The 25219-nt window shown below is 47.6% G+C and carries 10 protein-coding genes; 6 read left to right on the top strand and 4 right to left on the bottom strand.

Annotated elements, in window-relative coordinates:
* The 6 genes from AB8613_RS04065 to hflX all read left to right on the top strand — a co-directional run bounded on the left by AB8613_RS04065 (position 1) and on the right by hflX (position 7187).
* Positions 1 to 1248: an ABC transporter substrate-binding protein gene (locus AB8613_RS04065; RefSeq protein ID WP_004736057.1), complete on the top strand. Its 1248-nt coding sequence runs from the start codon at positions 1 to 3 to the stop codon at positions 1246 to 1248.
* Between the two features lie 144 nt (positions 1249 to 1392).
* On the top strand, positions 1393 to 2331 hold the full coding sequence (locus tag AB8613_RS04060; RefSeq protein ID WP_285953343.1) for a carbohydrate ABC transporter permease: 939 nt from the start codon (positions 1393 to 1395) through the stop codon (positions 2329 to 2331).
* Positions 2328 to 3185, top strand: a complete 858-nt coding sequence (locus AB8613_RS04055; RefSeq protein ID WP_048661487.1) for a carbohydrate ABC transporter permease — start codon at positions 2328 to 2330, stop codon at positions 3183 to 3185. Before AB8613_RS04060 ends, AB8613_RS04055 begins: the two co-directional genes overlap by 4 nt.
* Positions 3186 to 3191: 6 nt before the next feature.
* Positions 3192 to 4304 (top strand): ABC transporter ATP-binding protein, encoded by a 1113-nt coding sequence (locus AB8613_RS04050; protein ID WP_060983551.1) that lies wholly within the window; start codon positions 3192 to 3194, stop codon positions 4302 to 4304.
* A gap of 140 nt (positions 4305 to 4444) precedes the next feature.
* Positions 4445 to 5584, top strand: coding sequence for a S8 family serine peptidase (locus AB8613_RS04045; RefSeq protein ID WP_372384797.1), 1140 nt, complete (start codon positions 4445 to 4447; stop codon positions 5582 to 5584).
* 235 nt (positions 5585 to 5819) lie between these two features.
* Positions 5820 to 7187, top strand: coding sequence for a GTPase HflX (hflX, locus tag AB8613_RS04040; RefSeq protein ID WP_372384538.1), 1368 nt, complete (start codon positions 5820 to 5822; stop codon positions 7185 to 7187).
* Positions 7188 to 7285: 98 nt separating this feature from the next.
* Here hflX and pfaD read toward each other — a convergent pair whose 3' ends face one another.
* From pfaD to AB8613_RS04020, 4 genes are read right to left on the bottom strand one after another with little or no spacing between them, the layout of a single operon-like run.
* The gene (gene pfaD, locus AB8613_RS04035) at positions 7286 to 8923 is read right to left on the bottom strand and encodes an eicosapentaenoate synthase subunit PfaD (RefSeq protein WP_372384537.1); all 1638 of its coding nucleotides are present in this window, start codon (positions 8921 to 8923) and stop codon (positions 7286 to 7288) included.
* A 38-nt stretch (positions 8924 to 8961) separates the two neighbouring features.
* Positions 8962 to 14934 carry a beta-ketoacyl synthase N-terminal-like domain-containing protein gene (locus tag AB8613_RS04030; protein ID WP_372384536.1) on the bottom strand — a complete coding sequence of 1991 codons (5973 nt, stop codon included), beginning with the start codon at positions 14932 to 14934 and terminating at the stop codon, positions 8962 to 8964.
* Positions 14931 to 16988 (bottom strand): PfaB family protein, encoded by a 2058-nt coding sequence (locus AB8613_RS04025; protein ID WP_372384535.1) that lies wholly within the window; start codon positions 16986 to 16988, stop codon positions 14931 to 14933. The genes AB8613_RS04030 and AB8613_RS04025 overlap by 4 nt, the downstream gene beginning before the upstream one ends.
* Entirely contained in the window at positions 16988 to 24820 is a 7833-nt protein-coding gene (locus AB8613_RS04020) for a phosphopantetheine-binding protein (protein WP_372384534.1), read from the bottom strand. Before AB8613_RS04020 ends, AB8613_RS04025 begins: the two co-directional genes overlap by 1 nt.
* Positions 24821 to 25219: the final 399 nt, after the last annotated feature.

Below are 25219 nucleotides of genomic sequence, written 5' to 3'. Positions count from 1 at the left end.
ATGAAAATCAATAAAACCCTACTTACTCTATCTCTTCTTGCTGCCTCAACATTTTCTCAAGCTGGTGAAGTGGAAGTGCTTCACTGGTGGACTGCCGGTGGCGAAGCGAAATCCGCAGCGGTACTGAAAGAGATGATTGAAGAGCAAGGCCATACTTGGAAAGATTTTGCTGTTGCTGGTGGCGGCGGTGAAAGTGCGATGACTGTTTTGAAAACGCGAGCAGTATCGGGCAATCCTCCATCTGCGGCACAGATTAAAGGTCATGATATTCAAGAGTGGGGTGGTTTAGGTTTTCTAACGTCTCTCGATGCGACTGCTAAACAAGAACAATGGGATGAGTTACTGCCAGAGGTGGTGACCAAAGTCATGAAGTGGGACGGCGAATATGTGGCGGTTCCTGTCAACGTTCACCGTGTTAACTGGCTATGGGCGAACCCTGTTGTTTTAGAAAAATCAGGCGTGACGGTTCCAACTACGTTAGATGAGTTCTTCGTTGCTGCAGACAAGATTAAAGCGGCTGGCTTCATTCCACTGGCTCACGGTGGTCAACCTTGGCAAGACGCAACCGTATTCGAAGCGGTGGCTCTCGATGTACTAGGCAGTGAAGATTACAACAAAGCGTTCGTTGATCTTGATATGGACGTATTATCGGGCGACAAGATGGTGGAAGTGTTCACCAAGTTCAAAAAGATGCGTGACTACATCGACAGCAATTCGCCAGGTCGTGATTGGAACGTCGCAACTTCAATGGTTATCAATGGCGAAGCCGCGATGCAAATCATGGGTGACTGGGCGAAAGGTGAGTTTACTGCGGCAGGTAAAGTGCCGGGTAAAGATTACATCTGTGCCCCAGCTCCGGGTACTGACGGCCAATTTACCTTCAACATCGATAGCTTTGCGTTCTTTGAGTTAAGCGATAAAGAGAACCAAAAAGCGCAGCAAGATCTAGCGAAAACCATTCTTACTAAAGATTTCCAAGAAGTCTTCAACCTTAACAAAGGTTCTATCCCTGTACGTCTAGATATGGACATGTCTAAGTTTGACCAATGTGCGTTGGACTCAATGGCAACCTTCAAAGCGAGTGCTGAATCTGGCGATCTTGTTCCGAGTATGGCTCACGGCCTAGCGACAACAAGCTACGCTCAAGGCGCGATCTATGACGTAGTGACCAACTTCTTCAATGAGAAAGATGCCGATCCGAAACAAGCGGCAGCTAAGTTAGCAAAAGCAGTGAAAGCGGCTATCTAATCTCAATTGGTTTAACACCAAACCCCCAGGGTGGGTAGGCTCGTAGGGAGCCTATCTGCTCTTCACTCCCAATTCTGATATGCGTGATGCTGATGTGGTGCCGAGAGGTAAGCCATTGGCTCGATTGTGCAACAAGGATAAGTTATGGAGCATGTTTTGACTGAGTCGACTCCAAAACCGACAAGGAGCCAGCCTGCACCGAAACCGAGTTTTGCTGACAGGTTGCAACATTGGTTACCTAAAATTGTACTGGCGCCGACCGCGTTAGTGACCGTGGTGTGTATCTACGGCTACATTTTTTGGACGGCAGCGTTGTCGTTCACTAACTCTCGATTTCTGCCGAGCTTTAACTTCGTTGGGTTAACCCAATATGAAAAGCTGATGGATAACGATCGCTGGATCACCTCAATCACCAACCTCGGTGTGTTTGGCTTTCTATTCATGGTTATTGCCATCTTGCTTGGTGTTGGTTTAGCTGTATTGCTTGACCAGAATATCCGCCAAGAAGGGGCAATTCGTACTATCTATCTCTACCCAATGGCGTTGTCATTTATCGTGACAGGTACGGCGTGGAAATGGATTCTTAATCCGGGTCTTGGCATTGAAAAGTTGATGCAAGATTGGGGATTTACTGACTTCAAATTTGATTGGTTAGTCGACTCGGAAATGTCGGTGTATACCTTAGTTATCGCGGCACTGTGGCAGTCTTCAGGCTTCGTGATGGCGATGTTCTTAGCGGGTCTGCGTGGTATCGATTCATCAATCATCAAAGCAGCTCAAATTGACGGTGCAAGCTTACCTACCATCTATCTCAAAATCATTCTACCTTGCTTGCGCCCTGTGGTTTTCAGCGCGGTGATCATCACGTCACACATTGCGATTAAGAGCTTTGACCTTGTGACCGCAATGACAGCGGGTGGCCCGGGTTATTCATCGGATCTTCCTGCGCTATTCATGTACGCACACTCATTTACACGTGGGCAAATTGGTCTTGGTGCTGCCAGTGCCATGATGATGCTTGCCGGTATTTTAGCGATTCTCGTGCCTTACCTTTACTCTGAACTTAGGGAGAAAAAGTCATGATGAATAACATCAATTTTGCTCGAATGTTTATCTATTCAGCACTGCTTTTCTTCTGTTTAGTTTACCTAATGCCACTGTTCGTAATGGTACTGACCTCATTCAAAACTCTGCCTGATATCAAGGCGGGTAACCTGATGAGTTTGCCGAAAGAGTGGGTGTTTGATGCTTGGTATAAAGCGTGGGACACCGCTTGTACTGGTGTGAAGTGCGAAGGCATTAAAGGCTACTTCTGGAACTCGTTCCAAATGGTGATTCCTGCGGTAGCGATTTCAACATTGTTGGGTGCATTCAATGGCTATGTGGTAACGAAATGGCAATTTAGAGGCTCAAACCTGTTCTTTAGCTTGTTGCTCTTTGGCTGCTTCATTCCATTCCAAGTAGTGCTGCTGCCAATGGCAACCATGCTTGGCAAGATGGGGTTAGCGAACACCACGATTGGCTTGGTGATTGTGCACGTTATCTATGGCATGGCGTTTACCACTCTGTTTTTCCGTAACTTCTATATCTCGATTCCTGATGAATTGATCAAAGCGGCAAAACTTGATGGTGCAGGTTTCTTTACCATCTTCTTCAAGATCTTATTACCGATCTCAACGCCAATTATCATGGTGACGGTGATCTGGCAGTTCACCGCAATCTGGAATGATTTCTTGTTCGGGGTGGTTTACTCAGGTTCAGAAACTCAGCCGATCACCGTGGCATTAAACAATCTAGTCAACACCAGCACAGGCGTTAAAGAATATAACGTCGACATGGCTGCCGCGATTATCGCCGCACTACCAACACTGTTGGTGTACGTCTTCGCAGGAAAATATTTTGTTCGTGGCCTAACGGCAGGATCAGTAAAAGGATAATTACCCATGGCAACATTAGATTTAAAACAGATCCGTAAAACCTATCGCAACGCGGACAACGAAACGTTAAAGGGCATCGACATCAGTATCGATTCGGGGGAATTTTTGATACTTGTCGGCCCTTCGGGGTGTGGAAAATCCACCCTAATGAACACCATCGCTGGGCTAGAGAATATTAGCTCAGGTGAGATTGTGATTGATGGTGTTGACGTGGCGCAGGTTGAACCTAAAGACCGCGACATCGCGATGGTATTCCAATCATACGCACTTTATCCAAACATGACGGTACGCGGCAATATCGCTTTCGGTTTGAAGATTCGTAAGATGCCTCAGGAAGAGATCGATGCTGAAGTCAATCGAGTTGCTGAAATGCTGCAAATCGAACAGTTACTTGATCGTAAACCATCGCAGCTTTCTGGTGGCCAGCGTCAACGTGTCGCGATGGGCCGCGCTCTGGCTCGTCGTCCGAAGCTGTATCTGTTTGATGAGCCGCTTTCTAACTTGGATGCCAAGCTACGTGTTGAGATGCGTCATCAGATTAAACGTCTGCACCAGAAGCTCAACACCACGATTGTTTATGTAACCCATGATCAGATCGAAGCAATGACACTAGCGGATCGCATCGCAGTAATGAAAGATGGTGAACTGCAGCAACTTGGCACACCACAAGAGATCTACACTAAGCCAAATAACATGTTTGTGGCTGGCTTTATGGGGTCACCGTCAATGAACTTCATTAAAACCATGGTGGATTTGGATGAGGAACAGAATCCGATTATCAAGGTGGTTGGCACGGCAGATCAAGAACACCACATTCGTTTGCCACAGAGTATGCGCGACCAAGATGGCAAAGAGTTGGTGATTGGGTTGCGTCCAGAACACATTACTGAGCAAGAAGGTGATGATGTGTCGGCAACCACGAAGCTAGACTTACAACTGGAGGTATTGGAACCGACAGGGCCAGATACTATTGCAATGGTCAAAGTGAATGACCAAGAAGTCGCGTGTCGTTTGTCACCGGAATTTGAGGTATCGGTTGGTCAAATGGCACCACTGCATTTTGACTTATCAAAGGCGGTATTCTTTGATGCTCAGACAGAAGCGAGAATTGATTTCTAAGTGTTGCTAGCAAGTTAGTTTTACCAAACACCTCATCGTTGGATGGGGTGTTTTTGTATCAGGACAGACTAATTGTCATGTTGATGATAAAAAGCTCAGTAACGACTATGCTTTATGAGGTATTAATTTTTGGAAGAAGGATATCTGTAATGAGAGTCCAAATGTTTGCAGGAGCAATGTTACTTGCTCTTCTTTCCTTTCCTGTATCTGCTGTTGTTAATCATGATTTGAGAGACAGTTATATTGTTGTTCTTAAAGAGAGTACATCGGAGTCTCGGGCGAGTGATATCGCGCGTGAAGTTGCCAAAGGACACGGTGTGGTGGGGCATCAATATAGCCACGCCTTGAAAGGATTTTCTCTTAAGGTCCCAGAGCAAGCTCTCAAAGGCCTTAAAAATAAGTTCCCCGAGATTGATTATATTGAGCCTGATATCGTCATGCACGCTTTACCTCGAGGGGGCAAACCTGATCGAGGCGGAGATAGTGTTGAGCGAGACCCACAACAGATCCCTTGGGGGATCACCAGAGTTAACGGTGGTACTGGTGATATGAGTGGTGCCTCCGTCGTTGCTTGGGTGATAGACTCGGGTATTGACAGCGACCACCCAGATTTAAATGTAAATAAATCCCGAGGGGCAAATTTTACTCGCGGTAAGAAAAATAACACTAATGATGGTAATGGGCACGGTACGCATGTAGCAGGTACCATTGGGGCTTATGATGACGGTTTTGATGTCGTTGGCGTTGCCCCCGGTGTACAGGTCATTCCCGTACGAGTGTTAGATAACAGTGGTAGTGGTTCAATGTCGGGCGTGATTGCAGGTGTTGATCATGTTGCACGCTATGGCGCCTCTGGTGACTGTGCCAATATGAGCTTGGGAGGCTCGGGATATTCGGCAGCCTTGGATAGTGCAATTAAAACAGCGGCAGCAAAAGGGATATTTTTCTCAATTGCAGCGGGTAATTCAGGCCAGGATGCCAGTGGTTTTACGCCTGCTAGCACCAACGGCACGAATATATTTACTATCTCCGCATTTGGTGAAACTAGCGATAACTTCGCTTACTTTTCCAATTATGGTTCTGATGTAGATTACGCTCAACCGGGAGTTGATGTGTTATCGACCAAAGCCGGAGGAGGAACAGTTTCTTACAATGGTACCTCAATGGCGGCTCCTCACTTTTGTGGAGTACTATTAGCCACCGGAGGCTCATTCTCTTTGGATGGAGCCGTGAATAATGATCCCGATGGATCTCCTGACCCTATTGCAGTGAGTAATTAATTCGTTTGACAGTGTTGATAGTTTAAGTAGGTGTAACAAATGCCGTTGTAGGCAATAAAAAGCGACCTGATGGGTCGTTTTTTATTGTGAATAATCATCGAGTAGACAGTTAATTATCATCAAAGCTGATATTTAGTGTGATGTGGCTATATAAAGCTGACGTAGAAACGCGTAGGATCAACTCAACTTTAGATCAAATACTAGGTTGCACTTTGGTGCATAAACAGAAGAATACATGAAACTAACAGCAAAACCCTCAGCTAGTAACGCTTTACTTATTTCTATTACGACACCGGACTTCAAAGGTGACGAAGCAAAAGAGTCTCTTGCCGAACTTGCTCGCTTAGTAACAACCCTAGGGTTTAAAGTGGTCGGTACTCAATCGCAGCACCACAGTTCAACTCAACGACAAAACGTGTTGGGTGCTGGTAAGCTTGCGGAAATTGCACACCTAACCGGCTACCAAGGTTCGATTGAAGAAGCAGAAGATGAAGACTTCCTTGATGAATCTGGTCTGTTTGATTCAGAAATCGACGAGCTAGATTTTGATGATCTTCCAACGGGCGACTTTCAATACGGCGCTGCTGATGTTGTGGTATTCGACTGTGATTTGAGCCCGTCTCAACTGCGTAATGTCGAATCTCACCTAGGTGTCGAAGTTTTTGACCGTACAGGCATCATCATTGAGATCTTCAGTCGCCACGCTCGTACTCGTACTGCTCGTCTGCAAGTTGATATCGCTCGTCTAAACTATTTAGTGCCACGACTTCGTGAAACGGCTGAGGGTGACAAAGAGCGCCAGATGGGTCAGGGCGCTGGTGAAACTTCACTAGAGCTAGACCGTCGTAACGTACGTGACCAAATTGCTGCGCTTAAGCGTGAGCTAGTAAGCGTACAAGATGAAATGAAGACCCGACGCACAAGGCGCGCGGAGCTTTTCACTGTTGCTTTAGTTGGCTACACCAATGCCGGTAAGTCTTCGATGATGCGTGCAATGACCTCAACCGAAGTGGTGGGTGAAGATAAACTGTTCGCAACGCTAGACACCACGGTTCGTGCGCTTCAACCAATTACTCAGCCGCGTATTCTGGTTTCAGATACAGTAGGTTTCATCAAGAAACTGCCACACGATTTGGTTGCTTCGTTCCACTCTACACTAGCAGAAGCGCATGATGCTTCATTGCTGCTTTATGTCGTTGATGCTTCTGACGTTTCATTCCGCGCACAACTTGATGTGGTACACGACGTATTGGCACAAGTGGGCGTTGAAGGTAGCGAAAAACTATTGGTGCTGAATAAGTGCGATAGATTGACGGAAGAACAGCAGTTAGAGCTGATCGAAGAATTCCCAGATGCGATGCTAACGTCGACTCGTGATCCGTTAGATATCACTAAACTACACAAGTACATCGTTGGTGTTGCTGAAGAAGGCATGATCGAAGAAGAGATCACTATCCCTTATTCTGGACAAGGCATCATCGGTGAGATTCGCTCAAACATGAGTGTGGTTAAAGAAGAGTACGACTACGAACATATTAAATTAACGGTTCGTTCAAGCGCGATTGATTTAGCGCGTTTGAAAAAGCGTATGCAGAAGTCTTAATTGTCTATCTAGTTGAGATAAGAACGTCCAAAGAAAAAGCGACCTAAGTGGTCGCTTTTTTTATTTGTTGAGCCTAGCTAATCTAAGTTATGAGTTACCTACGCCATTCTCTGAGTCGGCTTCCAGCGTGCAAGTTCTGGATCAAGCTTGATACCTTGCGAAGTCAGCAGGTTAACACGTGCTAAGTAAGCCGCACCGTGCATCAGGTGCTTGGCTAGGTCTACTGCATTACGTTGTTGGTAATCATCTAGGTAGCTGTCTTTTGCCCATGCGTTGAATGCGCCAAGTGCAGGGCCAGCCCATACTTGATAATCCATTTCACGGCCTTGTTCACCTGTGTTTGACCAACGGCTAGAAAGACCCAAGTACCAGCGGAAAATCAACGCCATTTTACGTTTCGGGTTGCCTTCAGCACGTTCGATCTGTTTCGGGTCGCGTTCGTTAAAGTGAGCCACAGTGCCAGCCCAAATATCATCCAGTGTTGAACGGAATACTTGCTTCTCTAACTTCAGACGCTCTTCTACTGGAATCGCTTCAATTGAGTCGTAGCGAGTGTATAGCTCATAAAGCTTGTTGGCACGCATTGGGAACAAGGTGCCGCGCTTAACCACTTGCAGTTTCACGCCCATTTCGAACATGTCGGCCGCCGGAGCCATCGTCACGTCAGCCATTTCGGTTGTCGAAAGTAGCTTACGTGTGTGTTCGCTCGCGCCAGCCTCAACACACGCTTGGTTGATTGAACCGGTAACAATGTAAGCCGCGCCCATGTTAAACGTCGCTAGAGCAGCGTCAGGCGTACCTACGCCACCACCACAACCGACACGCAGCGGTGTTTTGAATTGGTACTGAGCTTGGATTTGCTCTTTCAGTGCAAGAATCGTTGGCAGTAGGGTTACTAGCGGACGATTATCGGTGTGACCACCAGAATCGGCCTCTGCGGTAATGTCATCAGCCATAGGAACCAGCTGTGCTAGTTCCATCTGTTCTGCTGTGATTCGGCCTTCATTAAGTAAAGCTTGCAGCATTTTAGCTGGAGCTGGTTGCATGAACTTACTTGCTACTTCAGTACGGCTTACCTTAGCAATAACCTTGTTGCCAATCTGAATCTCACCTTGTGCATCGCGGCTAAGGCCCGCTGCACGGTAGTGAACGATTTGCGGTGTTAGACCTAAGAAAGCAGAAGCCTCAACCGTTTTCACTTTGTGCTTCAAAAACAGATCTACACTGCCGCGCTCTAGCGCTGGTTCGCTTGGGCTGTGAATCAAGTTAAACGCGTAAGGACCGTTTGGTAGTGCAGCTTGAATGCGGTTGATCGCTTGCTCAACGCGAGACGGGATTAAGCCCGCCGCGCCAAATGAACAAAGAATGCCAGCTTGACCAAGAGCAATCACCAACTCTTCAGATGAAATGCCATTTGCCATTGCGCCAGCATAGTAAGCGTATTTCACGCCATGACAGCGACGAAAATCTTCGTCGCCTAGGCTTTGTGTACCAAGAGCTGGAGCAAAGGCGCTGACAGGTTGGCTGTTCGCAGAGCTTGCTGAATCGCCCGATGCAATCTCAGCTTGTTGGCTTACACCTAAGCCTTTTTCTGGGTGGTTCACTACGTAACAAGCAAGGCTTAAGTCTTTTAATATTGTCGACATTGCTGCGTTATCGAAATGGGTAGTGCTCCCTTCAATCTGCCAAGGCCACGGAGATAGCTTTTCGTTATTAATTGTAGTTTGAGTTGTCATGCTAAATTCTTTCCTAATTCTTTGTCTCTAATGGCGGCTTATGCTTTATCGTTAGCAGGGGCTTCTTCGATACAAATCGCGATGTCTTTCACTTCGTAAATACGCAGACCATCTTTGCTCAGGTTTGCGTCGCCAACGATGATGCGTTTGCCGTCTTCGTCTTTAACCGCAGTGATATGTACATCCAGAGACATCTGTTTGTTCAGAGGGTTAATCTGACCACGGTATTTCCATTTCACTTCAGATTGGATTTGACCAAACTTCGGATTACGGAAGCCAGCGCCAAGATCTTTGTTTAGGGCGTAGGTTTGCATCAGTTCGATGATCGCTTCGACACCTAGAGAGCCCGGCATTACAGGATCTTGATGGAAGTGGAATTGGAAGAACCAATCGCTTGGGTCAATCGTACGCTCAGCGTATAGGTAACCAAGACCGTCTTTACCACCATCGCTGGTGATCTGCACAGTATCGATAAAGTTCAAACGACCGCCAGCCAGTTTGTAGTGCTCTTGCATTTCACCAGTAGCAGAAACAGGTGCATTGAAGTAACGCGTTGTTTTGTCTAGCAAGTTGATGTTTACATCCGGCGTGCGGTTGTTATCAACGTGCCAAGGGTGAGTCACTTTACCGTTGTCCAAACCAAGCTGATCTTTCAGTGCTGCGCCTTTGAAGTAACCAAATACCGCCGTACCTTGGTAGAACGGTACACCGTCAGTGCTCAGTTCGAAGCTGAAACTCTGTACGATGTTGGTGCCCATCATGACGGTTGAAAGAAGACGAGAATCATTGGTGATGGTTTTGCCACGTAAGTCGACGTTACGCAGCATTTTGCCGCTACCATCTAGGTTACGGAAAAACAGCTCTTCACCTGGGAAGCCCAATGTCGTGCCCATATAGCCAGAGATGAAGCCGTTTGGCTGCAGTGAAATCTCCATCAATACCGAGTAAGGCATCAAGGTGTGATGGCTGTTTTCATCAAAGTACCATGCATTTTCTGGCACTTCGTATTCTGCGATACACGATGACGGTTTCTTGAAGTCGCCACGCTTACCGTCGATTTCAACAACACGAGTGGTTAACTGCAAGTCGCCACACGGAGTACGTGGTGGAATCATTCCACGGTAGATAGAGAAGTCAGGGCCGAAACATTTTTCGATATCGCCAGTCGCGAATTCGAACATGTGATATGGAGTGAACGGAACCGTATCTGGAGTGCGGTTCGGGTAATCTGGCGTTACTGGAGCTTCAACGTGTTGAAGAGGGATTACGCCTTTGTTTGGCGCAGTTTCTAGGTCTTCAATTTGCGCCATTAGTGGTGCATTTGCTGAAGCCTGCTGATTAACGGCGGGTGTATGACCCAAGTTTTCGATAACAGGGGTCGCGACAGCTGTTTCTAAAGAAGGCAGGTAACGAGTACATTCGTCATCTTCTTTGATCATTACACCCAAGTTTTGGAAATCAACAATCACTTTGCCGTTCAGTAAGATATCGATGTTAGCCTTCGCGTATGGGCGAGGGCTTAGACCAATTTCAGTCACTTCCATGCGGTAAGTCAGTTCTGCCGATTGTGGCAGCACTTGTCCACGACAACGCACTTGTTGAGGGGCATTTTCAAGCGGTTGGAAACGACCATTTTGAACAAGCGTGTGCATGCCAAGGTGCATCATGAAAAACTGAAGCAGTTGACCACAACCTTCTGCCATCAAAGAACCTGCCATTACTGAGTCATCTTTGAAGTGACAAGGGAAGTACCAGTGCTCAGGCTCTAGCTGTTTGTGACCTTCGATCAAGCCAAGTCCCCATGTGCCGCCTTGCGGTTCAACACGGCTGACTTTTTCGATCATCATGAACTTCTCAGAGCTGAAGCACAAAGAAGGCTGGTGGCGATCAGATTGGTGAGTTGGGCCAAAACACTCTGCAATGTTCGCAGTTAGTAGGTGGCGTAATTCTTGGTGGTTAAACTGGGTTTTAGGGCAGTGCAACATTGGGTCGAAACTTTGCTTAGTTGCAAGCTTACGAGCCTTGATTTCGTCTTCTGTGTGAATCACACCCTTGCCGTCAGCCAGCTCTTCGTCTGTGAAGAAGCCAGCACAGCCGTTATCCATTTTCAGGATCATCTTGTCGCCAACGAAACACTCGTACGAGAAGAAGAACAGCAACGTGTCGCCATTGCGAGCAAAGCTGTTGATTGAGATATCGTAACGCAGCGTATCGCCACCACGAGGTAAGTCGCCAAGGAAGGTCAGCGTACAATCAAGTAGGCGATAAACACGCTCGCCTTTGTTTTCGAAATCAATACCCAAGTAGCTGATCAGCATTAGGTCACACTGACCAGATTCTACCGCAACAGCCCAAGGGATCTGGCCATCTACAAGATACGGCGCATCAACTGGGATGTCGTATTCGGTGGTCATTGTGCTTGGCTTGTACTCGTTGACTGTCGCGTTGAGCTTAGTCACACGAGATACCAATAGGTAATCGGTGGTTGGCAAGCGAACGCGGCGCGAGTAGTTATCGATGATCGCGTAATCAGGGCCAAATACGTTTGCAATATCGCCTTCAGCGTATTCAACCAGATCATCGTAATCCCAGATACATGGTTTACGGATAGGTTTTACTGGTGCTGGCGTTGCAAGTACGTTGACTGGCACTGACTGAACCGGAGCCGGTTGAGCTTGAACAGGCTGAGCTGATGTTTGCTGACCAGTCGTTTGTTGACCATTCGTTTGTTGAGAAAGGGCATTGCTATCTAAACCAGACGTCACTGCGTTTAGCTGCGCTTTTAATAGTGCATCAGCCATCTGCATGCCTTGGGCACGTGTGTGCAGGAATGCTTTGTGTACCTGTTGAGCCGCTTGCTGGTTTTGAGCAAAAGCTTGGCTTTGGCTTACCTGATCTTGGCTTACTTGACGTTGATTGAAGCTTTGCGGCTGCTGTGAAGCTGCGTCGATTTGAGACGCGCCATTTTTAGCGGATAGGACATGAGTCATATTGCTGTGGTTACCTGTTAGCTGACTGTGGCGAGTTGGCGCCAGAGTAGGGGATACTGATGTAGGAGTTTCGATGACTGGCTCTACCGCGTTTTGCGCTAATGCTTTCTTCTCTAACTCTTTTTGCGCAATCGCTGCTTGAATGCTTGCTGTCGTTGGAATCGACGTCACTCTTGCTGCTTGTTTGCCAGAAGCTTTCTGTTGAATGTGCGCTAGGTTAGCGATTGGTGCCTCTGCGATGTGTTGATAAATATCGCGACCACCAAGAGTCACTTGTTTAACCAACTGACGCTTAGCATCACTTGCCAGTTCACTGCTTAAACGAACCGAAAGTGATTGAGATTCGACACTCGATTGGCTTAGTAGCAGCTGTGAACATTGTCCTTCGCTGATGTTGGCAACAATCGCGTTCTTAGAGCTGATATTTGGATTCAGAGGTGCAAGGTTCAGGTTGAGCAGACCGTGTAGCAGGCTTGCCATGCCAGAAGCTGCAGAGCAATGACCAACACGTTGGCTCGCTTGAGTCCTCTTTGTGTTCCCTAGGCTGAGAGGCGAGGGTTCATGTGATAAACACTCTGGTGCCTGGTTAAGCTCAAGCAGAGAAACGTCATTCGAGCTCATGTCGACTTGCGTCAGCAATTCATCGGTAACGGCGTTGTTACGCTCGCTTGAACCAAAGGCCAATGCATTGATGCTGCCGTAAGCCGTATCTTGGCTGCTTGTTACTCGACTCTCTTCAACAAGAACGATTGCACCAGCGCCTTCGCCCACATTCCAACAGCCGTCTTGCGGTTGTCCGAATTTTGGAGCAAGTAATACAGGGCTGACGCTGTTCTTCAGAATCACATGCTCTGCACTGCCGCTAAGGTCAACGGCTGCAATCACGACTGCGTCCATTGATTCTTGCGACATCACGTTTTGTGCAACATCGATACAACGAGCAACCGACTGTTCAGCGGCTGAAATCGTAAAGGCAGGGCCGTTAAAGTCCCACAGTGAAGAGATACGCGAAGCCATGATGTTGCCGATGAAACTGGTGTATTGGTTCAGCTTGGCTGCGTCCATCACACTGTCCATGGCGATGGTTTCTAGCGATTGGTATTCGTCTTGTGTTAGCTCAATACCCATGTTGGCAAAGCTGTCAGCCAATTGGCTATGCAGGTTTACGCGTCCACGGAATTGGTGCATCTCAAGCTCTGTTTCCATCGCAACGAGTACTGCAACTTTTTGGCCTGCTACAAGCTTGGCGTCTTTGATAGCTTCGTCTGCAACTTTCATCAGTAGCAACTGCTGAGAGATCAAACGGTCATCTTCATTAGGCGGCACTTTGAAGCGTAGGAAATCGAGATCGAATTGATCGATGTACGCTCCGTTTGGAATGCCGCGTAAACCAAACTGATTCAGTAGTTCTGGATGTTGGTCTAAGCCTTTCCAGCGTTTCTTAGGCAAAGCAATGAAAGCATCGCTGTTGGTCTCAATCGCAGTGCTTAGCGCATTGATGCTTTGCAGAGAACCGAAGTGAGACGCTAGACCAGTAATGCTTAAATTAGACGGTTGTAGGCTTGGAGAAGTCGACTCTTGAGTCTGGTCTACATGACGAGTGTCTGAATACGCTTCAAGCAGTAAGTGAGCGTTACAACCACCGAAGCCAAATACAGAAACACCCGCACAGCGCTCTGGGTTGCCCGCTTTACTTGGCCAAGGTTGAACCTGCGTTGGTAGGTTCTGTGAACCAAATAAACCTTCTGGTGAAGACAGTGGCTTGTCCAAGTTAATACTTGGCGGAAGCACACCTTCTTTCATCGCAAAGATCATCTTCATGATCCCTGGCATACCTGCTGCAGTCAGTAAGTGGCCGAGGTTTGACTTCGCAGAGCCAATCAATGGCGGGTTAGAACCATTCAATTTGTCAGCAAAAAAACGCTCCATTGAGGTTAACTCAACCTTGTCACCTAATGGCGTGCCGGTTGCGTGACACTCAATCACTTCAATGCTGTCTGGGGTTAGGTTTGATGCCTCGTAAGCGCGTTCAAAGGCTTGTACTTGTCCTTTGCTATTTGGGCTTAATACGAACTGGCCACGGCCATCGTTCGATAAGCCAATACCGCTGACGACTGCGTAAATATTGTCGCCATCACGCTCTGCATCAGCTAAGCGTTTTAGGACTAAAACACCCGCACCTTCGCCAGCAAACAGACCTTTACTGTTGCTATCAAACGGAACCGAAACACCGTGGTCAGGGTAAGCGTGGAAGATGGAAAAACCCATGTTGATAAAGAATGGGTCAGCACCTGATACCGCGCCTGCCAACATCATGTCGGCTTTGCCCGTGTTCAAGTAATCACACGCTAACTTCAATGAATACACTGAACTTGCACATGCCGCATCTAGGCTAAGTTGCACGTTGCCTAGACCCAACGCATCAGCCACTAACTTCGAGGCGTTGTGTGCTGCCGCACCGTTGATCGGGTTGAGGTCTTGAGCAGTTTCATTGGTTGGCAGCAGTGAAAACTGGTCATTAGCCAATTTTGCTTGTAGTGCTTTCTCTACCACCGAGTGATACATCGGCAGAAACAGATCGTTCGAACGTGTTGTTGGGAACGAAAGGGCACCCATGATCACGCCTGTGCGATCTAAAACATCGGCATTCAGATCAATGCCGGCGTCGACTAAAGCCTTACGACTGGTATCCAAAGCCCAAAGGAAACTCTGGTCGACACCTTTGAATGACTCTGCTTTTAAGCGGTAGCCATTGCTATCGAAATTGAAGTTTTCGATGTAGCCGCCTTTGTCACAGTAAAAGCGGTCTGATTCGCCTTGCACGCCCTGATAGCTTTCAGGCTTAGCACCTAATTTTTCAGCGCTTAATGTGGTTCGAGAATCTTTTTTGTCCAGCAAGTTTTGCCAAAAGTCTTTTGGCGTATCAGCTTCTGGGTATTGGTTAGCAATACCGACAATCGCGATCTTATTGCACTTCACTTGCTGCTTAGTCTTGGCTTGAGCCTGATATTGAGAACTCATACTAGCTCTCCTTGATGATTCACTGCGCTGCCTTGAGACACGCCACTGAATTGCTTAGCGGTGGTGATCTGTTGTTCTAGCCCTTGAATAAGTGGCTCGACAGACAGTGGAATTTGATGAGTAATGAGCTGACCAATGCATTTGATGAGCGTGACAACATCGTCACCGCCTTTGGCATTGGAAGCGATTGTGCAGTATTGGTCGGCTACGTTGTCGCTACGATTGATCTTGTCGATCAATGTGCTGGTTTGACGATCGGCACCTACTTCGACAAACAGACGAGCACCTTGCTGACGAGCACTCTGGATCAACGCAGTGAAATCTAACGTTGAACAGAAAGTATCAGCGATTGAAAGGGCGATGCTGTCACTGTCGATATTGATTGGGGCGCCCGTCGGTAGACCTGCTGCGCTGATAAAGCGGATATGCTTTGGCAACTCGTCGAACAGTGGTTGCGTGTAAAACTCTCGCACTTGGCTATGTTGGCTCAATGCTGGTGTAGTGTGCATTGCGGTAACACGATTCGCGGCAATACCACGTTTACCTAGTTTTTTGAGTAGTGCACGACATGTGCTTTCACAACCAGCCAGTACGCAGGTGTCACCTTGGACGATAGCGAGATAAGCGCGTGGGAATTCTGGTAACAGAGCCTCAATCGCTTGCGCATCACTGCGAACCACAAAGCTATTCCATTGGATGCTTTCGTCGCCGTTCAGCTGCCAATCTTGACGCACTGCGGTGAGTTCACCAGAAATAGCCGTCGTGAAAATAGGGCTAGTTTGAGTCATCTCAATCAACGCATGCGGATTTTTCCAAACATTCAAACTGGCCCACATTGAAGCTTCACCCTTGGAGTAACCCAAAGCGAAGTCTGGCTGTACTTTGAATTCATCACACAGCAGTTGTGTTAACAGATAACTACTGCCGACACCTGCAATTGCCAATTCACTGAGTGACATTTCTTGCGAGTCTTCAGCGTAGGTTTTATCAGCCTGCAGCATCTCTTTCAGGTTACCTTCACGTTCTAAACGAGCAAATAACTGTGGGAAATGGTGGTGAAACTCACGCAACATGCCGGGATAAACCGTGCCAACACCTGGGTAAACAAATGCAACGCCACCTTTGCTTTGAGGCATCGGTGAGAAACAACTGCCCGCTGGCGTTTTGTATTGGCTATTGTCAGCCATTACTTTTGGCAACGCATTTTCTAGCGCTGTGATCTCTTGTATTGCAGCCTTAATTGAAGCCGCCTGAATCACTATGTTCGAGTTAAGGCCAGCATTGTGCTGAACGTTTTGGAAGTGACTTAGGTTTGAATGCATTAAGGTGGCGATAGAAATTTCGCTGTCCGCTGACTCGCTAACGCATTTAAGCTCAGCTCTTAGTGAGGTCAACTGAGAAACTAATTCAGCTTGGTCATTGCCAGAAACCACAAACATCAAACGCTCGCTAGATAGCAAGGGTTTTGGTTCGTGCAAACCGGTCGCTTGAGTCAATATCAGGCTGGTGGCTTTGTGGCTATCGTCACTGAAAGTTAACGCAGCAACACGTGCTTTGTTCGGCTCAGTGAACCAGTAATGGTTAGGTAATGAATGGTTCGGCAATGAACGGCTCGATATCGCATTAACCATATTCAACAACTCATTAAACTGCTGCGAAGCAGATAGGGTTGAGTATTGTTGTTGATGGCTTAAATCTGAAGCGGGGCGGCGTGACATCTCTAGAGCAAGCTGAACGCTATCTCCATTATCTAGATCGAGAGTTTCGGCAAAGCCCGCTAAATTCGCGTGTGGGTGAATCTTATTCTGAGCAGCATTCAGCGCACTTAACATCAACAATGATGGTGAGTGAGAATCCAAACAGAGTTTAACAGCAGTACCTCGATTTACAGTCTCAATCGCACGGCTAAGTGCTTGATTAAAATTGCCATCAACCACAACAGTTATCATGCCTGGGAACGAGGGGAATAAGTCGGCAGAAAGCTCAGCCGCGTTTGCTGGCTGAGCTAAAAGAGCGATGCGCAATGGCATCGCTTTATTAGTAGGAACAGTCACTATGACAATTGCTCCTTTTCTGCGTTCTTAGTAGTCTCTTTCTTCGACACTGCTGAGCTAGATTTCGGTAAGAATGCGTCATTTAAGCTCTTGCTGATGGTGACTTTGGCACCTTTCATTACTGCGCTTAAACGACCATCTTGGTGGTAAAGCGAGATATCAGCTTGCAGTGAACGAGCCGTGCTTTTTATTACGCTCAGCTCTAGCCAACCTTGGTCACCATTGTGCATCGGTGCGTAACAAATAAACTCACCAATTGCAGACGGTAGGCTTGCCGCGCCGTATTTCAATCGAGCCCATACCAACATGGCTTGCAACAGATAATCTTCAGCAAATGGCTGGCTATCGCCAAAACCTTGCTTAGGAATAAATGCTCCGCAGTCGCTGTTTTCAATCTGAGGCAACTGGCACTGAGCCAGTAAGCCTAAGTCGTCAAAGCGTTCAACTGAGGTAATACCTTGCAGTCTTGGTCCGTGAAACAGAGTGCCGTCGCTGTATAGAGCTTGTGCCGTTGTTACAGGTGCTGAAGTGTTGGCTTCAAAGCGCTTTTCTGACGCTTGTTGAACATCTTCAGACTCTTGCACAGAGGCAACTTGCAACTGAGCTTGATACTGTGGTCGCCCTTGGCAACTGATCACTGCTTTTAGCTGCTCTTTTGATTTAGCATCAGAAGAAAGAACCAGTTTTAGCTCTTGCACTTCATCAGTATCAAAAATCACACCCTTAAGCAGTTTGTAGTTGTGAACGCTAACGTTCACCCCTAACAGTTGCTCTGCCACCTCACGCATCCATTGGATGGCACACACTGTCGGTAACACTGGGTTACCGGCAATGCAGTGATCTTGAATGAAAGGCAAAGCCTTAGGATCAAGATGACGTGTCACAGTGATGCTTGTATTCAGCGGACTCTTTGCAAGATGCACAGACTCCGCATTAAGCTTTTTTACAGCAGCTTCCTTGTTGTCAGAACCTTGCATGCTCGTACCAACCAGCAGTTGAATGCCAGTTTCGTTCAGTAGTTGAGAACTAAACAACTCTGCACCTGCCTGAAGAGGAATTACGTACACACCGCGCTCGGTGAACATACGTTTTAGTGCTGCGTTGACCATGCCACCGTCCCACGGTCCCCAGTTGAAGCTCATCACTTTCGCTTGAGGGTTACGCGCAGACAGTTGTAGAGCCGCTTTGTTTAGGATCTCGTTAGACATCGAGTAGTCACTTTGGCCTGTGTTCCCGTAGAAACCCGCCGCCGAAGAGAACATCGCAATCAATTTTAGTTTGCTGCTATCAAGACCACCAAGAACCGCTTCTAGCCCGCCCACTTTCGTGCCGTAAACCATGTTCAGCTCATCAAGTGTTTTGTCTTGAATGTGTTTGTCAGCCAGTACGCCTGCACCGTGGATAAGACCTGTGATGCCATCAAAATTCGCCAGCGTTTTCGCTACTGACTCATGGTTCGACACATCTAAGCTTAGGTATTCAGCGCTTGCGCCAATCTCGTTGAAAGCGGCAAGTGCTGCGTTGATTTCAAGGCTGCTCAATACCGGTTTTAGCAAGGCATCAACTTTTTTTGGCGTTGGTTTGTCACCTGTTGCTTGTAGGTGAGCGATAGCCGCTGGTTTTAGCTCTTTCTCTTGCGTGCCCTGTGCCCACTGTGGTAGCTCTTGTGACGTAATGTGTTTGCTACGACCTGCAAGAATGAAGTGAGACTTACATTGCCTAGCAAGCGTTAGTGCACATTCAAACGTCACGCCTTTAGCGCCACCCGTTACCAGAACTTTGTCGCTCTTGGTGAGCTGAGCGCCTGCGTTTTTGGTTTGTGCTGCACCTGGTGTTGCAGCAATCAATGTTGCACGCCCCAATTCACCGTTTTCCGCATGGCTAAGGCCGATTTCAACCGTGTTGGTATCGATATCGAACAGTTCGCCTGTAATAGCTTCAGCTAGGTGACGAGCATCAATAGAAGCGTCAGCATCCAATGCACGGCAGAACACGTTTGACCATTCATGGCTCAGTGTCTTAGTTAAACCAGATAGAGCCGCTTGGTTAAGTTCTGCGTTCGCTAGTTGCTTAGTATCTAGGTAACCAAAGCCACCATCGATACGGCTTAGCGTGAAGAACACGCTGCGACCAGAAACGGTATTCAGCTGACCATTTAGGTGCTTCGCGAATAAGAACGCTGTGGTTAGCGAAGCTCTTGAGTCTGTATTCAAGTTAACCGCTTGCTCGTTGCTTTGTTTAACATCAACGATAGCTTGTAGGTGAATGAAGCCAGCAATCACTTTGTTCGACGTTTTAAGGTCTGCTTCGATGTCGTTAATAACCGCAGTGACACCAGCATCATCAACGCTGTTGAGTGTGTAGCTTGCGATTTCACTGTTTAAAGGTGACGCGGCAGAAAGAGCACTACGCACTACAGCAACTTGAATGCCGTTAGCGGTCAACTTTTCTGCTAGAACACCGGCGTTGTGACCATCATCGGTGATCACGACACAAGCGTCTTTTGAGAAACAATCGACGAGTTTATCTGCCGCTGGTAGCTTTTTTAGCGCTACCTCATTGTGTGGAGGAAGTTCTGTTGTCGCTGCTTCTGCGATAGGCGTTACAGGCTGAGCTTGAGGAGTCGCTACTGGTGCAACTGCCGATAGCTTGCTTTGCATGTAGGTAACGATTTCACCAAGAGTACGACACTCAGCTAAGTCTTCAGGGTTTAGCTCTGGCAGCGTTGGTAGTTGGTCTTGAACCGTACCTAGAATCTCAACACGTTTGATTGAGTCGATACCAAGGTCTGCTTCCATGTCCATTGCTAGATCGAGCATTTCTGCTGGGTAGCCCGTTTTGTCGGCAACCACTTCCATCATTGTTGATTGAACATGAGCAGGTTTTAGGTCGTTGCTTACGCTTTCTGCTGCGGTTGAAGCTGCTTCTGCATTAGGAACTTCATTAGCGCCTAGCTTGCTGTTCATGTAAGCAACGATTTCACCCAGAGTACGACACTCAGCGAGATCTTCAGGATTTAGCTCTGGCAATGTTGGTAGTTGGTCTTGAACCGTACCAAGGATCTCAACACGTTTGATTGAGTCGATGCCAAGGTCTGCTTCCATGTCCATTGCTAGGTCTAGCATCTCTGTTGGGTAGCCGGTTTTATCAGCCACTACGCTCAACATTGTGCTTTGAACTTGTTCTGTGTTTAAACCTTTTGATACTGCTTGCGCTGGTGCAGATACTTGAGCCGCTACCGGAGCAGAAGCTGGAAGCTTACTGTTCATGTAGTCTACGATTTCGCCTAGAGTACGACACTCAGCGAGGTCTTCAGGGTTTAGCTCTGGAAGAGTCGGTAACTCGTCTTGAACCGTACCTAGGATTTCAACACGTTTGATTGAATCGATACCAAGGTCAGCTTCCATATCCATTGCTAGGTCTAGCATTTCAGTCGGGTAGCCCGTTTTCTCTGCGACCACTTCTAACATCGTCTTATGAACAACAGCTGCATCTAGGCCGCTAGTTGCTTGAACTGAAGTTGTTGCAGTTTGAGCGACTACAGGAGCCGAAGCTGGAAGCTTGCTGTTCATGTAGTTAACGATTTCGCCAAGAGTGCGACACTCAGCTAAGTCTTCAGGGTTTAGCTCTGGAAGAGTCGGCAGTTCATCTTGAACCGTACCAAGAATCTCAACACGCTTGATTGAATCGATACCAAGGTCAGCTTCCATATCCATTTCTAGATCAAGCATTTCCGTTGGGTAACCTGTCTTCTCAGCCACCACTTCTAGCATGGTTTGTTGAACGACTTTCGCATCAAGACCGTTAGCGGCTTGAACAGGAGCAGCTGCGCTTGGCTGTGCTGCCACAGGCGCTGATGCTGGCATCTTGCTGTTCATGTAGGTAACGATTTCACCAAGAGTACGACACTCAGCCAAATCTTCAGGGTTCAGCTCAGGTAGGTTTGGCATTTCGTCTTGAACGGTACCAAGGATCTCTACGCGCTTGATTGAGTCGATACCAAGGTCTGCTTCCATGTCCATTTCTAGATCAAGCATTTCCGTTGGGTAACCCGTTTTCTCAGCAACCACTTCTAGCATCACTTTTTCAGCATCTGCTGATTGTACTGCTACTGGTGCAGCCACAGGAGCTGGTTGTGCTTTAACTGGCACAGGTTGAGCAGCAACAGGCGCTGCCGCTTGAGCTGCTACTTGTGATGCAGGAGCGGCTTTCTGGACTGGAGCTTGCTGAGCTACTATTGTTGGAGCTGGCGTAGCTTGAACAGGAGTCGCTTGTACTTGAGCTACAGGCTGTTGGACGATAGCTGCTGGAGTAGTTTGAGTAGCTGGAGCTTGAATCGTTGGCTGAGCATTTACTGGCGCAGCGAAGGTTGGTTGTGCGGTTTGCACTGAACCTTGCGTCAGCATATTAAGTGCAGAGTTGTTGCTGTGCGCTTGCATCTCTAGGTAATGAGCGTGCGCTTTTAGCGTTTCAGCTTGGTGCTGGTGGAACATCTCCATAGAACGCTGTAGGTTCTCAGGAATTGCTACGCCTGCTGTTGCCATTTTCGCTTGCTCAGACATTAGGGTGTTGAACGTGTCACCGTATTGCTGAGGAATCGCAAGGAACTGCTGATGTACTTCTGCTGCTTGTTGTTGAGCATTGAAGAACGACTGCAATGAAGACTCATCTACCGTTACTTGAGCTGTTGGCTGACTAGTCGCTGGGGCAGTTTGAACCACTTGTGATTGCGGAGCTGCTGTTGCTACTTGTGCACTTGGTGCTGGGGCAGCTGACTGTTGTACATTTGAAGCTTGAGGAGTAGCCACAGGTACTTCAACGATTTCTGTTTTAATCACTTCTTTTTCCACGATTTTCTCGACTTCAACTTTCACTTCAACAATCTCAGTCTTTTCGGTGACGTTGCCCGAAGCCAATGATTGATCCATTTTCTTACGAGTAGCTGGGCTGATGTAGTTGGTTGCATTCAGCTTGATGTTCATTGGTGATGCCTTTGCAGGTTCAGCAACGTCAGCTTGGTAAGGGTCAATGTTGTCTAATGAAACACCTGCCACGCAAAGTTGAACTGCAGCTAAACGAAGCTGTTGGTCACTGTCGCCTTTAGGGCTTGGGTTGATACTGATTGCGTAAAGTTCTTCGTTCTTATCAGCCAATGTTTTCTCAACCAGCTTTTGAAGAATGTTCTTAGGACCGAACTCAACGAATACGCGCGCGCCTGCTTCATACATCGCTTCAATTTGCTCGCTGAAACGAACCGATTGCAGCATGTGCTGTTTGAATGCTTTCTTGATCGCTTTCGCGTCTTTGCTGTGCAGTTTGCCCGTTGCGTTTGAGTAAAGCGGCAGCGTTGGAGCGCTGAATGAAGCTTTATCGATTGCAGCAGCAAATGGTTTTTGAGCGTGAGCAACAAGCGGTGTGTGGAAAGCGCCAGAAACTGGCAGAGCAATTGCTTTGAAGCCTTGTTCTGTTAGCGCTTGTGCTGCTTGTTGAACCGTCGCGGTTGGACCTGCAATAACCAGTTGAGTCGGAGCGTTGTAGTTGGCAATGCTCACGCCTTCGAATTGGCTGATGCAGCTTTCAACGGCTGGAAGTTTGTCTGCGTCTAGGATGACTGCAAACATAGTACCGCTGTCACCTTGTTCAGGTGTCGCAGCCATCGCATCGCCACGAGCGAAAGCTAACTGGTAGTAATCGTCTTGCGAGATAACACCCGATGCACATAGTGCACTTAACTCACCAAAGCTGTGGCCTGCGACCATGTCTGCTTTGAAGCCAGCCTGAGTCATGATGTCGAACTGACCCATAGACACAGTACCAATCGCACTTTGCGCGTTGGCCGTGTTGGTTAGTACCGCTTCTTGAGCTCTAGTTGCTTCAGGTGTGAAGGTTGGAATTGGGAACAGAATTTGCGACAGAGCTGTTTTCTTGTGCTGACCAAATACTTGATCCGCTTGAGCAAGCTGTTGACGCATTTCAGGGTAATGACAAGCAAGCTCGCGACCCATGTTTAGGTATTGCGACCCTTGACCTGCAAATAGCGCTGCCACTTTACCTGCGCCGTTTTCTGCAATCAGAGCCGACTCACGGTAGCTAGTACCGTTTGGCATCTGCCAATGTGCTTTGGTTTGGCTCTCAAGCATAGAAACCGCTTGAGTCAGTTGCGCTTGAAGGTCTGCTTGGTCAGTCACGACTAAACCAATACGAGCATGCTTAGCGTCAACTTCACGCAAACTATGTTGTTCAGCAAGCGCTTCCAGTTTGAACGCAGCGTCTGCCGCTTGAGTTGAAATCTGCTTGAGCTCATTGATCAGTGCTTGACGAGATTCCGCGCTGAATAACAGAGTTTTCGGTACTTGGCGCTGACGGTATTTGTCACCGCGAGCGTGTTCTGGCGTGTACTCTTCCAATACAACGTGGAAGTTAGTGCCACCAAAACCGAATGAGCTGATACCTGCACGGCGCGGTGTGCCGTCGACACGTTTCATCCAAGGACGTGTTTGTGTGTTTAGGTAGAACGGTGAGTTCTCGATATCCAACTTAGGATTCGGAGCCGATACGTTAATCGTTGGCGGCAGTACTTTGTGGTGCAGTGCTAACGCAGCTTTGATTAAACCGGCAGTACCCGCGGTTGATTTGGTGTGACCAATTTGAGATTTTACAGAGCCTAACGCAATGTGTTGCTTCTCTTCATTGTTCTCACTGAATACCGAGTTTAAGCCGCCAAATTCAGCAACGTCACCCGCTGCTGTACCTGTGCCGTGCGCTTCTAAAAGGCCAAGCGTGTGCGGTGCGAAACCAGCATCATCGTAAGCACGTTTCAGTGCTTTTGCTTGTCCTTCAGGGCGAGGCGCGTAAATGCTTTTGAACTTACCATCCGAAGAAGAACCGACACCTTTAATCACTGAGTAGATTCTGTCGCCGTCGCGCTCTGCATCTTCAAGACGCTTAAGAGCAACCATGCCGATACCTTCACCAATCATCATGCCTTTTGAGTCGATGTCGAAAGGTTGAATGGTTTCATTGGTGGTAAATGCTGGCGTTTTAGAGAAGCTCATGTACATGGTTGGTGAGTTATCAGTACACACACCACCTGTGATCATCATTTCACTGCGGCCTTCAACTAGCTCACTAAGAGCCATGCGCATTGCGGCTAGAGAACCTGCACATGCAGCGTCTACTACACAGTTAATGCCACCAAGGTCAAAGCGGTTAGCAATACGACCTGAAATCACGTTACCCAATGAGCCAGGGAATGAGTTCTCTTCCCAGTGGATGTATTGGTCTTGGAATTTTTTGATCAGCATTTCGCTGTCGTCGTCGCTGATACCACTGCTCTTGAAGACTTTTTTCAAAACCGGGTATTGAAGACGAGCGTTTAGGCTTTGAGCGATCTTCTGACCACCACCAACACCGAGCGTAATACCGATCTTATCGCGGTCGTATCCTTCAGGCAGCTTGGCATCTTCAAGTACTTCTTTTGCCACGATCAGAGAAAGCAGCTGTGACGTATCCGTCAGTTCGAGGATATTTGGCGGAAGGCCGAATTCCATAGGGTTGAAGTCTACTTCAGGGATGAAACCACCACGCTTACAGTAAGACTTGTCTGGCGTAGTACGATCTGAATCGTAGTAATCTTCTGGACGCCAGTGCGTATCTGGCACTTCAGTAATGGCATCGATCTTTTCGCTGATCAAATCCCAGAATTTGTTTAGGTAACGAGAGTTCGCAAACATGCTTGCCATACCAACGATAGCAATTGGCATGTCTTTAAGGCGTTTATTAAGTCGAGTGTCGTCGACTGATTCCGGTGTATTTTTTTCGGGTTGGCTCATTATGAGTCTCCACTTGAAATCACTGAGGGCGATGTCGTTTTTTGAGGCTGCGCTTTTAAATAAATCGAAAATAAACCTGAGACAGATTTGGGCAAACGCAGCTGAAGAGTAAGGCTACCGAAATTCGGCGGCCAGACTGAAATAAGGGGTGCGAAGCACGTAGACTTGCAGGGGGTGGTTACGTGTTTCATGCGAGAAGAGGGCATTCGAATGTAAGGGTGATGTCCATTTAAATCCTGTCCAAAGTACTGCCTTATGCAAAGCAGGTATCCGCAAAGAAAACGTGTGAATTTGTTTAATGGTTGAGCAGGCTACCCGAGGTGAGTTACCGATACAATGCTCCCAGAGGCCACTATGATCTGTTCAGACCAGATGATTTTTCTGAACTTTTGTTTTTTG

Origin of the sequence: Vibrio sp. BS-M-Sm-2 (assembly GCF_041504345.1) — a bacterium.
Taxonomy (GTDB): Bacteria; Pseudomonadota; Gammaproteobacteria; order Enterobacterales; family Vibrionaceae; genus Vibrio; species Vibrio satsumensis.
The sequence above is the reverse complement of the archived record's forward strand: the minus strand, read 5'-3'. Positions and strand labels throughout refer to the sequence as shown.

Excerpts from the sequence above, each read along its gene's own strand:
- AB8613_RS04065 (WP_004736057.1), top strand. The coding sequence starts at position 1 with ATGAAAATCAATAAAACCCTACTTACTCTATCTCTTCTTGCTGCCTCA.
- AB8613_RS04060 (WP_285953343.1), top strand. The coding sequence starts at position 1,393 with ATGGAGCATGTTTTGACTGAGTCGACTCCAAAACCGACAAGGAGCCAG.
- AB8613_RS04055 (WP_048661487.1), top strand. The coding sequence starts at position 2,328 with ATGATGAATAACATCAATTTTGCTCGAATGTTTATCTATTCAGCACTG.
- AB8613_RS04050 (WP_060983551.1), top strand. The coding sequence starts at position 3,192 with ATGGCAACATTAGATTTAAAACAGATCCGTAAAACCTATCGCAACGCG.
- hflX (WP_372384538.1), top strand. The coding sequence starts at position 5,820 with ATGAAACTAACAGCAAAACCCTCAGCTAGTAACGCTTTACTTATTTCT.
- pfaD (WP_372384537.1), bottom strand. The coding sequence starts at position 8,923 with ATGACAACTCAAACTACAATTAATAACGAAAAGCTATCTCCGTGGCCT.
- AB8613_RS04030 (WP_372384536.1), bottom strand. The coding sequence starts at position 14,934 with ATGAGTTCTCAATATCAGGCTCAAGCCAAGACTAAGCAGCAAGTGAAG.
- AB8613_RS04020 (WP_372384534.1), bottom strand. The coding sequence starts at position 24,820 with ATGAGCCAACCCGAAAAAAATACACCGGAATCAGTCGACGACACTCGA.